Annotated in this window: 9 protein-coding genes; 8 read left to right on the top strand and 1 reads right to left on the bottom strand. The window is 48.7% G+C overall.

Annotation, left to right across the window (positions count from 1 at the left end; all coding sequences use genetic code 11):
- Positions 1–224 precede the first annotated feature (224 nt).
- Complete coding sequence (locus ABXS75_12885; GenBank protein XCP83963.1) at positions 225–1,379, top strand: double-cubane-cluster-containing anaerobic reductase; 1,155 nt, start codon at positions 225–227, stop codon at positions 1,377–1,379.
- A gap of 63 nt (positions 1,380–1,442) precedes the next feature.
- Here the strand turns inward: ABXS75_12885 and rpsT are convergent, their stop codons facing one another.
- The gene (rpsT, locus tag ABXS75_12880) at positions 1,443–1,706 is read right to left on the bottom strand and encodes a 30S ribosomal protein S20 (GenBank protein ID XCP83962.1); all 264 of its coding nucleotides are present in this window, start codon (positions 1,704–1,706) and stop codon (positions 1,443–1,445) included.
- Positions 1,707–2,028: 322 nt separating this feature from the next.
- Between rpsT and gpr the strand changes: the two genes are divergently transcribed.
- The 7 genes from gpr to ABXS75_12845 all read left to right on the top strand — a co-directional run bounded on the left by gpr (position 2,029) and on the right by ABXS75_12845 (position 12,105).
- A complete protein-coding gene (gene gpr / locus ABXS75_12875; GenBank protein ID XCP83961.1) occupies positions 2,029–3,003 on the top strand; it encodes a GPR endopeptidase in 975 nt (324 codons plus the stop codon).
- A 70-nt stretch (positions 3,004–3,073) separates the two neighbouring features.
- Positions 3,074–4,258, top strand: coding sequence for a stage II sporulation protein P (locus ABXS75_12870; GenBank protein ID XCP83960.1), 1,185 nt, complete (start codon positions 3,074–3,076; stop codon positions 4,256–4,258).
- Between the two features lie 240 nt (positions 4,259–4,498).
- Positions 4,499–6,421, top strand: a complete 1,923-nt coding sequence (locus ABXS75_12865) for a DNA gyrase subunit B (GenBank protein ID XCP83959.1) — start codon at positions 4,499–4,501, stop codon at positions 6,419–6,421.
- Positions 6,422–6,436: 15 nt separating this feature from the next.
- Complete coding sequence (locus ABXS75_12860; GenBank protein ID XCP83958.1) at positions 6,437–8,677, top strand: DNA topoisomerase (ATP-hydrolyzing); 2,241 nt, start codon at positions 6,437–6,439, stop codon at positions 8,675–8,677.
- A gap of 8 nt (positions 8,678–8,685) precedes the next feature.
- Positions 8,686–10,437, top strand: a complete 1,752-nt coding sequence (locus ABXS75_12855) for a molecular chaperone HscC (GenBank protein ID XCP83957.1) — start codon at positions 8,686–8,688, stop codon at positions 10,435–10,437.
- Between the two features lie 23 nt (positions 10,438–10,460).
- The gene (locus ABXS75_12850) at positions 10,461–11,510 is read left to right on the top strand and encodes a J domain-containing protein (protein ID XCP83956.1); all 1,050 of its coding nucleotides are present in this window, start codon (positions 10,461–10,463) and stop codon (positions 11,508–11,510) included.
- A 61-nt stretch (positions 11,511–11,571) separates the two neighbouring features.
- Positions 11,572–12,105, top strand: a complete 534-nt coding sequence (locus ABXS75_12845) for a hypothetical protein (GenBank protein ID XCP83955.1) — start codon at positions 11,572–11,574, stop codon at positions 12,103–12,105.
- Positions 12,106–12,134 lie beyond the last annotated feature (29 nt).

Genomic DNA, 12,134 nt, shown 5'->3' with positions numbered 1-12,134 from the left:
GGTCTTCTTTTTAAATGTCCTTTATTTCAGAACGCAAAGTTTTGTCTACAGTCTGACATATTGACAACATCAATATATAGGCTATTTCCATTTTCTTTATCAATTGGACAGTTTTGTGTAAAAGATGTATTCTGATAGAAAAGAGCTATGAGATGCGAGATGACTCTCATTTCTGTAAGCAGTGAGTAACAAATTTGCCCCGAAAAAGAAAGGATAAAATGAAAATGAGCACATTAGAATTACCAAAGTCATTTGACGAATTTGTAGATGCAAGAAAAGCAAGTTTCATGCATGTAAAAGAGTATGTTGAAAATGGCGGACATCTGGTTGGAATGTTCTGTTCCTACACTCCATTAGAGCTTTTTGATGCGGCAGGAGTTGCAGTAGTCGGGCTTTGTGGAACAAGTAATGAACCAATCGCTGACGCAGAAAAAGTTCTTCCGAAGAACCTGTGTCCATTGATCAAATCAAGCTATGGTTTCGCATATACAGAAAAATGTCCATATACATATTTCTGTGATTTTATCGTTGGAGAGACAACTTGTGACGGAAAGAAAAAGATGTTTGAATTACTCAACGATATTAAAGAAACTTATGTACTTCACCTTCCGCAGAGCCAGCAGAGATCTTATGCGAAGGAAATCTGGTATCAGGAGATCAAACTTTTAAAAGAGAAATTGGAAGAAAAATATGGCATTGAAATTACGGATGAGAAGTTAAGAGAAGCTGCAAGAAAGAGAAATGCACTCAGAAAAACTCAGATGGAATTATACACTTTACAGGGGTCTGTTCCGCCGGCGATGAAAGCAACGGAAGTTATGGCAACACTTGCACAGGGAGTGTTCAACTTTGGTGTAGAGGCACAGCACGCAAGTTACAAGGCAAAGGTCGATGCTGCGAAGAAAGCATTGGCAAATGGTGAACAGCCGGTTTCCCCGAAAGCAAAGAGAATCCTCCTTACGGGATGTCCATCCACAGGCGTTATCCAGAAAGTTGGAGCGACCATCGAAAAGAACGGCGGTGTAATTGTATGTCTTGACGACTGCGGCGGTGAGAGAACACAGAAAATGCTAGTTGATGAGAATGCAGACGATATTTTAAGAGCAATCTCCGATCGTTATCTTGAGATTCACTGCTCCGTTATGACAACAAATGAAGGACGTATTGAAAATACCAGAGAAATGTGTAAGAAATACAAAGTAGACGGTGTTGTTGAAATGGTACTTCAGGCATGCCACACATTTAACGTTGAAGCAAATCGGATGCAGAAAATGTGTGATGAGGAAGGAATTCCCTACATGAAGCTGGAAACAGATTATTCTACTACTGATAGTGGACAGATTGAAACAAGATTGGCAGCATTTATCGAGATGTTATAGTAATAAAAAGGACAACCACATGACGGTATGGTTGTCCTTTTATGCATGTATTTCAAGACGAAATTAAGCAATACCGTTAACAGCTTTTGTTAAACGGGAAATCTTTCTGGCACATGTGTTCTTGTGATAAACACCTTTGCTTCCAGCTTTGTTGATTACAGAAATTGCTTCAGCAAGAGCAGCCTTAGCAGTCTCTGCATCTTTTTTAGCAACAGCAGTTTCCACTTTCTTTACGTAAGTTTTCACTTTAGATTTGATTGCTTTATTTCTTGCTGTCTTAGTCTCAGTTACTAAAATTCTTTTCTTAGCAGATTTAATGTTAGCCAATTTTGACACCTCCAAATCTTGATCATTTTCATTTCAAATCGCCGAATGAGACACGAAATATCCGACGAACACACTTATTTATTTTAGGCGAATTAATATGGCTTGTCAATACATATTTTCCAAAAATGTGAGAAAAATATGATTAGTAAGCCATGCGCAAAAAGGCAAAGGCGGAACGTGCAGGCTTGCCTGCAAAGAGCCGGCTTTGGCTTTTTGCATAGGGCGCACGCCCTCACCGAGATGGAGCGAAGCGAAATCGAGGTGCGCATGGCGTAAAAGCGCAAAAAGGCAAAGACGAAATGTTGATTCAGGGGGTAATAGCATGCTGGAGAAATACAGTATCAGGACAGACCTTGCATTAGAGCAGAAAGAGCGGTTTGAGTCGGATAATGTGGAAGTTCAGGGGGTCATTCTGACCGAGGAATACGATGAAGAGCGGGAAATACGGATCACTACGGTGAAGATCGAGACGGAAAATGGTGCGAAGGCCATGGGAAAGCCGGTGGGGACCTATATTACGATGGAAGCGCCCAACATGGCAGTTCCAGACGAGGATTATCATCGGGAGATTTCCAAAGAGATCGCTTCCTTTATTAAAGGAATGCTTCCAATCCGGAAGGAAAAGGATTACAGCGCCCTGGTGGTGGGGCTTGGAAACAGACAGGTGACGCCGGACGCGCTGGGACCTTTTGTGGCAGATAACCTGAATGTGACCCGCCATATTATCCGCGAGTATGGGAAATATGCCATGGGCGAGGAACATGCGAAAAGCGTCAGCGCGATCGTTCCGGGAGTGATGGGGCAGACCGGTATGGAGACGGTGGAAATTATCCGCGGCGTGGTGGCGGAGACGAAACCGGATTTTCTCATTGCGATCGATGCACTTGCGGCCCGCAACACGAAGCGGCTTAATCGGACCATTCAGATTGCAGATACGGGAATCAACCCCGGCTCCGGCGTGGGAAACCACCGGAACGGAATCACGGAGGAAACGGTGGGAATTCCGGTGATTGCGATCGGCGTTCCTACGGTGGTAGATGCAGCTACCATTGCCGGAGATACCATGGAGAACCTGATCAAAGCGCTGGAGAGAAGCGAGGCTTTAAAAGGAGTGGGTCTGGTGCTGCAGGGCTACAATGCTGCCGAAAAATATGAACTTGTCAAGGAACTGATCGCCCCGCATCTAAATGGCATGTTCGTAACCCCGAAAGACATTGATGATACGGTAAAACGGATCAGCTACACGATTTCCGAGGGACTGAATATCCTGTTTTCCGGCCAGGAAGAAATATCATAGCAAACTCCGGCATATGCTGTTATGTGGGTGCTAAAAACAGGTTCGATCACAGACAGCAAGGGGAAAATGAATGAAGAGACGACGTTTTACCGGTATATTGGCCGGAATGATCATCTGCATATTAGGAGTTTATTTGTTTGCTGATTCCGGGAACGGTTTTTGGGAGGGGCAGAAACCGGAACTGATCCAAAGAGTACAGGAGCAGGCAGAGCAGATGTTCCTCCCGGGAGTTGCGTATCATGAAAAGAAAACAGAGAAGCTGCCCCTGACCCAGCGGATCTTCCAGATGGCGCAAAGCCTGATTCCGCTGGGAACTTATATTGCCGAAAGTAAGGAAGAGGAGCTGGCGGTGGAAGACGAGGCAACCTATGAGCTGCTGACGAAACGGCAGGCGGAAGATGAGAATGCAGTGAATGAAAACGGGGAGCTGATCGGAGAAGATAAGAGCAGTGAAACTAAGCAGGCGAAGGTAGAGATCTCGATGGATAAACTGTGTGATTTTGACTATCTTGTGAGCCATTTTTACACAGTGGACAGTGTGACATATATCAATGCGGAAGATTTGAATGCCAAAACATTAATGGCGCAGGATATGCGGATCAATCAGGAGAAAGAAGGACCGAAGGTCCTCATTTTCCATACGCATTCCCAGGAGGCGTTTGCGGACTCCGACGGCGATCCGTCCACCAGTATTGTGGGAGTGGGACGATATCTTACGGAGCTTTTAAATGACAAATATGGGATTTCCACGCTTCACCACGAAGGGGTCTATGATTTGATCGGAGGGAAGCTGGATCGAAGTGAGGCTTACGAACTGGCGAAGCCAAAGATCGAGCAGATTCTGAAGGAAAATCCTACGGTGGAGGTGGTGATCGATTTACATAGGGACGGCGTGGGTTCGTCCACACATCTGGTCACTGATATCGGAGGGAAACCTACGGCGCAGATCATGTTCTTTAACGGAATGTGCAGGACCAGGACCAACGGGAATTTGACGGGAATGACCAATCCGTATATTCAGGATAATCTTGCATTTTCCATGCAGATGAAGATCGCGGCGGAAGAAAAATATCCGGGCTTTACACGGCGGAATTATTTGAAAGGGTATAAGTACAATATGGATCTGATGCCGAAGATGCTGATCATTGAGGCGGGGGCGCAGACCAACACTTTTCAGGAAATGAAGAACGCCATGGAGCCACTGGCTGACTTGCTAAATGATGTATTGATGGGGGAGAAGGATACGTCAGAATAGCGAAAATGGTATTTAAACTGCTTGTAGATTAAGATTTGTCCCTGAGAACAGCAGAATATATCACAATAGTGAAAATGTTATATGAATGCACAAGATATCGTGTGGGGAGGCGGAGTATTTCATAAATATGGCTTCTATCTATTGACAAGTCGCAAAAATTTGGGATACAATTCAATATGGTTCAGTCTACATGAAAATGAAAATTCATTTTATTTAATAGAAAGAGAAGGGTAGGAAACGATGGCAAAACAATCTACATACGATGCGGATAGTATTTCCATATTGGAAGGACTGGAGGCGGTCAGAAAGCGTCCCGGTATGTATATCGGAAGTGTGAGTACCAAGGGACTCAATCATCTGGTATATGAGATCGTGGATAATGCTGTGGACGAACATCTGGCTGGTTTCTGTGATCTCATTCAGGTGACATTGGAAAAGGACGGCTCTGCCACCGTCACGGACAACGGGCGGGGCGTTCCGGTGGACATGCACGCGAAAGGGGTGTCGGCGGCGCGAATCGTCTATACGACGCTTCATGCAGGCGGCAAATTTGATGACAGTGCCTACAAGACCAGCGGCGGACTTCACGGTGTAGGTTCTTCTGTCGTGAATGCGCTTTCTACTTATATGGACGTAAAGATTAGTAAAGATGGCGGGATCCATCATGACCGGTATGAGCGGGGCGTTCCGGTGATTGAGCTGGAAAATGGACTTCTCCCGGTGATCGGAAAGACGAGGAAGACGGGGACCTGTGTGAATTTCCTGCCGGACCCCACGATTTTCGAGAAGACAAGGTTTAAGGAGGAGGAGATCATCAGTCGTCTTCATGAGACTGCATATCTGAACCCGACGCTCACGATCATATTCGAGGATAAACGAAAAGACCCTGTGGACCGGCAGGAATTTCATGAGCCGGATGGGATCATCGGGTTTATCAAGGATCTGAATTCCAAGAAAGAAGTGATCCATGAGCCGGTGTATTACAAAGGGGAAGCCGAGGGCGTGGAGGTGGAAGTGGCGTTCCAGTATGTGAACGAGTTCCATGAGAACGTGCTGGGATTCTGTAATAATATTTACAATGCGGAGGGCGGCACGCATCTGACAGGGTTTAAGACCACATTTACCACGATCATGAATCAGTACGCCAGGGAGCTTGGAATCCTGAAGGAGAAGGATAATAATTTTACCGGAGCCGATGTGCGTAATGGTATGACGGCGATCGTTTCCATCAAGCACCCGGACCCGCGGTTCGAGGGGCAGACGAAGACGAAGCTGGACAATCAGGACGCCGCGAAAGCTACCGGAAAGGTGACAAATGAGGAGGTGCCCCGGTTCTTTGACCGGAATCTGGAGACCTTAAAAAAGGTGCTTTCCTGCGCGGAAAAGGCGGCGAAGATTCGGAAAACGGAGGAGAAAGCCAAGACCAATCTTCTGAGCAAGCAGAAGTATTCCTTCGACAGCAACGGAAAGCTGGCAAACTGCGAGAGCCGAGACGCGTCGAAATGCGAGATTTTTATCGTGGAGGGAGACTCTGCGGGAGGGTCCGCGAAGACGGCCAGAGACCGCATGTATCAGGCAATCCTTCCTATTCGGGGCAAGATCCTGAATGTGGAGAAGGCAAGCATCGATAAGGTGCTGGCAAATGCGGAGATCAAGACGATGATCAATGCATTTGGCTGCGGATTTTCCGAAGGATATGGAAATGATTTTGACATCACAAAGCTGAGATATGATAAGATCATCATCATGGCAGATGCGGACGTGGACGGAGCACATATTTCCACGCTGCTTCTGACGCTGTTTTACCGGTTCATGCCGGAGTTGATCTATGAAGGACATGTCTATGTGGCGATGCCGCCTCTTTACAAGGCGATGCCGAAAAAAGGGGAGGAGGAGTATCTCTACGACGATAAAGCGCTGGAGGACTACCGAAAGATGCACGACGGGCCGTTTACCCTGCAAAGGTACAAGGGCCTTGGCGAGATGGACGCAGAGCAGCTCTGGGAGACGACGCTGGATCCGGGGAGGCGGCTGCTCAAACGGATCGAGATCGAAGACGCCCGCATGGCGTCCAGTGTGACCGAGATGCTGATGGGAACGGAGGTTCCGCCAAGAAGGGCATTTATCTATGAGAATGCCACGGAAGCGGAACTGGATATATAAGGGAGGTACGGACAGATGGAAGAGAGTCAGATTATCCGGACAGAATATTCGGAGCTTATGAAAAAATCTTATATTGATTATGCAATGAGTGTGATCATTGCCCGTGCCCTGCCCGATGTCAGGGACGGCTTAAAGCCGGTGCAAAGAAGAACACTTTACGATATGTATGAGCTGGGGATCCGCTACGACAGGCCGTACAGGAAATGTGCCCGTATTGTGGGAGATACCATGGGTAAATATCACCCTCACGGGGACAGTTCGATCTATGAGGCGCTGGTGGTGATGGCCCAGGAGTTCAAAAAAGGCATGGTTCTGGTGGACGGGCATGGGAATTTTGGCTCCATTGAAGGGGACGGAGCCGCCGCCATGCGTTATACGGAGGCCAGGCTTGCGAAGATCACGCAGGAAGCGTTTCTTGCGGATCTGGATAAAGATATCATTGATTTTGTCCCCAATTTTGACGAGACGGAAAAAGAGCCGGCCGTGCTGCCGGTGCGGGTGCCGAATCTTCTGCTCAATGGAGCGGAGGGAATCGCGGTCGGTATGGCGACCAGTATTCCGACCCACAATCTGGGGGAGATCATTGACGCGGTGAAGGCGTATATGAAGAATGGCGAGATCACCACCCGCCAGCTTATGAAATATATCAAAGGACCGGATTTCCCCACGGGAGGGATCGTGGTCAACAAAGACGACCTGCCGGAGATCTATGAGACCGGAACCGGAAAGATCAAGATCCGTGGAAAGGTAGATGTGGAGGAAGCAAAAGGCGGGAAAAAGAAGATCGTCATTTCCGAGATTCCGTACACCATGATCGGAGCGGGAATCGGGAAATTCCTGAATGATGTGTGCGCCCTGGTGGAAAGTAAGAAGACCTCGGATATCGTGGACATCTCCAACCAGTCCTCGAAGGAGGGAATCCGCATCGTGATCGAGGTAAAGCGTGACACGGACGTGGACAATCTGATCAATATGCTGTACAAGAAGACCCGTCTGGAGGATACCTTCGGGGTCAATATGCTGGCGGTGGCGGACGGCCGTCCGGAGGTCCTGGGACTGAAAAAGATCATTGAGCACCATGTGGATTTTCAGTTCGAGCTTGCCACGCGGAAGTACCAGACGCTGCTTCGAAAAGAGGAGGAGAAAAAAGAGATCCAGGAGGGGCTCATAAAAGCCTGTGACGTGATTGATCTGATCATTGAGATTCTGCGGGGAAGTACCTCGGTGAAGGACGCAAAAGCGTGTCTGACCAGGGGGGAGACGGTCGGAATTAAGTTCAAGTCCAGGATTTCCCAGAAAATGGCTTCGATGCTTCGTTTTACAGAGCGTCAGGCGACTGCGATTCTGGAAATGCGGCTCTATAAGCTGATCGGCCTGGAGATCGAGGCTCTGATGCGGGAGCATGAGACGACCCTGGCAAATATTGCCAGATACGAGGACATTTTAAATAATTATGATTCCATGGCGGAGGTGATCATCTCCGATCTGGAGGCGTTTAAAAAGGAGTATACTGCAAAGCGGAAAACGAAGATTGAAAATGCCGAGGAAGCGGTATTCGAGGAGAAGAAGGTCGAGGAGCAGGAGGTCATGCTTCTGATGGACCGGTTCGGGTACGCGAAGACGGTGGATCTGTCCGTGTATGACCGGAACAAGGAGGCCGCAGATAAGGAGAATAAATATCTGGTGCCCTGCATGAATACCGGAAAGCTTCTGCTTTTTACGGCAGACGGCAAGATGCACCAGGTGAAGGTGCAGGATCTGCCCTATGGAAAATTCAGGGATAAGGGGCAGCCGATCGATAATGTGAGCAATTATGACAGCACGAAGGAGGAGATCATTTTCATCTGTGATGAGCGCCAGCTGTATTTTGCAAAATTTTTGTTCGTCACCAGGCAGGGTATGATCAAGAAGGTGGAAGGCAGCGAGTTTCAGGTGAGCAAACGGACTATAGCGGCGACGAAGCTGCAACCGGAGGACGCGGTGGTCAGTATCCAGATTATTACGGACAACCAGCAGGTGGTCCTTGCCACGGAGAATGAGTATCTACTGCGGTTTTCGGCAGAAGAGGTGTCCGAGAAGAAGAAGGGCGCTGTGGGCGTGCGGGGAATGAAATTGCAGAAGAAGGACGCTGTGGAAACGGCATTTTTATTTGAGGAAGGAACGGAATGTAAGGTTCTGTTCCATGAGAAGGAAATTACCTTGAACCGTCTGAAACAGGCAAAACGGGACGGCGCGGGTTCAAAGATGAGAAAGTAGATGGGACGATGGCGATTGTTGGAATTGATTTAGGGACTACGAACAGTCTTGTCAGTGTATGGCAGGAGGATAAATGTACTTTGATTCCCAATAACCTGGGGGAGTATCTGACTCCCTCGGTTGTGGGAGTAGATGATAACGGTGAAATCCTGGTGGGACGGACGGCAAAAGAACGGCTGATCTCCCACCCAGAGTATACGGCGGCCAGCTTCAAGCGTTTTATGGGGACGGACCATAGCTTTGTGCTGGGAGGGAAGGCATTTTCCCCTTCTGATCTGTCAGCTTTTGTGCTAAAGCAGCTCAAGGCCGATGCGGAGCGTTTCCTTGGAGAAGCGGTGGAAGAGGCAGTGATCAGCGTGCCGGCTTATTTTAATGATCTACAGAGGAATGCCACAAAGATTGCCGGGGAGCTGGCGGGACTTAAGGTGGAGAGAATCGTAAATGAACCGTCCGCGGCGGCATTGGCATACCGATTCGGAAAAACGGAGGAGGATCAGACCTATCTGGTATTTGATTTCGGCGGCGGCACGCTGGATATTTCGATTGTGGACGCATTTGAGAGCGTGATCGAGATTACGGCGGTGGCGGGTGATAATCACCTGGGCGGGGACGATCTGAACCGGCTTATTGCGGAGAAATTCCTGGCGGTCAATTATCTGGATATGGGCCGGGTGACGAAGGAAGAGTGGGCCGCTATCCTGAAGGCGGCAGAACGGCTGAAACAGCAGCTTACCGGGCAGGATAAAGCCGAGATGGAGGTAAATGCAGGCGGAAGGCTGTATCGTATGGAACTGGATACCAAGGGGCTTCTGGAGGTGTCTTCGCGGGTTCTTGAGAGTATCGGTCTGCCGCTTCAGACGGCACTGCATGACAGTGGATATGGCTGGGAGGATATCGATGAGGTGATTCTGGTGGGCGGTTCAAGCAAGATGCCGCTGATTCAGAATTATCTGCAGTTTCTGAGCGGGAAGAAGCCGCTTTGCAGTATCGATCCGGACGTGGCTGTGGCGGTCGGTGTGGGAATGTACGCGGGGATCAAGGAGCGTATGGAAGCGGTCAAGGATATGATGCTGACGGATATCTGTCCCTTTACGCTGGGGACGGAGGTGGTGCAGGAGGACCGGAATGCGCCGGAGATTATGGCGCCGATCATTGAACGGAATTCCGTGCTCCCGATCAGCCGGGTATCCCGGTACTATACGGCGAATCCATTTCAGACGCAGTGCACCGTCACTATTTTGCAGGGAGAGCACCGGATTGCCAGGCAGAATCTATGCCTTGGGAAGCTGGAGGTTCCGGTCCCTGCGGGAAAAACGGATAAAGACAGGGAGGCCATTGATGTCAGATATACGTATGACATTAACGGAATTCTGGAGATCGACGTGACAGTAGTCAGCACGCAGGAGACCTTCAGCAAGGTGATTGTTAATAAAGAGATCCAGCTTTCCAAGGAAGAGATTGAAAAGAGAAGGGAAGAACTTCAGAAACTTAAGATTCACCCCAGAGATCAGGAGAAGAACCGGCTTTTGCTGGCGAAAGGAGACCGGTTATTCGAGGAAAATACGGGAGATATCCGCAAATATGTAGGAAGATTCCTGGAGGAGTTCACTGCGGCGCTTGCGACTCAGGACGCAAAAACGATTGAAAAATCGTATACCAGGACGGAGGAACTTTTGGATATCATTGAGAATTCACCGAAGAATTCGGTAGGAGTGCGTGTGGAAAAGTATCTTTATGATGAGTGGAGACGGAAACAGTAAAAAGAGGCCGGCGGGAGGCAGGTATGAATTGCTATGAAGTCCTTGGAATTGAGGAGACTTATGAGATTAAAAGAATAAAGAAGGCATATGCGGCAAAGTCCAGGGAATATCACCCGGAGGACCACCCAGAGGAGTTCCAGGTGCTTCACGCTGCGTATGAGGAAGCGATTGCGCGGGCAAAATGGGAAAAGGCGAAGGCGGAAGTGGAAGCTGCGGCGAGGGAAAATGAGAACGGCAGGGATAGAGAGGAAGTAGAGGAGGCTTTTTCGAAGGAAGAGGCTTCGAACGTGGAGGAGGCAGGCAGAACTTTTACGGAACAGGGTTCGAATGGTTGGGAAAGCGAGAACAATTCGGAAGTGGAGTTCTCAAGCGCCGGTAAAGTGGATTGGACTTCGTCAGAGGAAGCTCCAAGCGCCAGTGAGACGGGGGAAGCCGGGCCGTGGCAGGAGCAGTTTGAACGTCTCGCGAACGCCGGAGGGCAGAATGCGGGGATCAATTGTCTGGTGCGCCGGCTTATGGAGGAGTTCCACATTCTGTATATGAATGAGGAGTGGCGTTCTAAGCTATATAAGTGGCGGGATTATTTTGATGAGCCTTTCGATAATCCGCGAATGCCGGAGGTATTTGCGTCGCGGGAATTTGTGGAGGCGTGGTACCATTTTCTGGGCAGCCATCACATTTTCACAATGCAGATCTGGCAGTATTTTGCATCGATTGACGGATATCGCTTTAACAGTGAGCAATATGGAATTCCGCGTTTCCCCTATCATGTCTATATTGAACAGGTGCAGAGCATGGAACGGGCAATAGGGTGGCAGCAGGAGTCCACGCCGGTGCAGGGGGAAAACAGGCAGCAGGAAGATGAAGAAGAATGTGTGGAGGATACGCCTGAACAACGGGGCTATTCGGCAAGAAAAACTGAGACGGAGCGCGAGAATAGGAAGGAATATGGGTCTGTAATTAAAAAGAAATTTCCAGGTTGGCTGAAAATGGTATTGTATATAGCAGTATGTGTAGCCGGAGCAATCGGCGGAACAATTTTTGGTCTGATCGTAGGATTGATTTTTGGTTAGTATGTGAGGAAGATTTCCGACAAGGTGGAACGGTAGAGAGCGTTCAAAGGAAGGTGGAGGAATGAAAAAGAAAGGACGTACGATACTGGCAGTGGCAGGTGTTTTAGTTCCGACTGTCCTGGGATTTGCGCTGGGATACAGCTCAGGTGTGTCGATTAATGATGATACGCGTATTCGTAAAGAACTCTCCAGAGTGGAGCTTGAGGAACCGATTCGGCTCGGGCAGGTGGCAAGAGGCAGTGACGGCAAGGTGGAACTCAAGATTTTAGAGGAGTATCTGGAACGGTACCAGGAGCAGGTGCTTGTGCTAAGAGATTGTAATGAAGAATTGAAGGAGTCTGCTGCGGCGGGGAAGGAAATTGCGGAACCGCGAAAGGAGAGCCTGAGAAAGTTGAATGAGGAGGCTTATGGGCGATTGGGCGATTTGGTCCATGACCCGGAGGAGTATATTATGGAGCGCATTCGGGTATATGGCACCGAATACGAGACCTGGTGTGATGAGTGGGCGGAAGCGCTGAAGGTCGCTCAGTATAAGAAAGCATTTGAGGAGAAGTACACTCTACTTTACGAAGAAAATAAGGCATATCTTGAATAAAGGAGATCTGTATGTTAGGATAAATATGT

Origin of the sequence: Roseburia hominis (assembly GCA_040702975.1) — a bacterium.
Taxonomy (GTDB): domain Bacteria; phylum Bacillota; class Clostridia; order Lachnospirales; family Lachnospiraceae; genus Allocoprococcus; species Allocoprococcus hominis_A.
The sequence above is the reverse complement of the archived record's forward strand: the minus strand, read 5'-3'. Positions and strand labels throughout refer to the sequence as shown.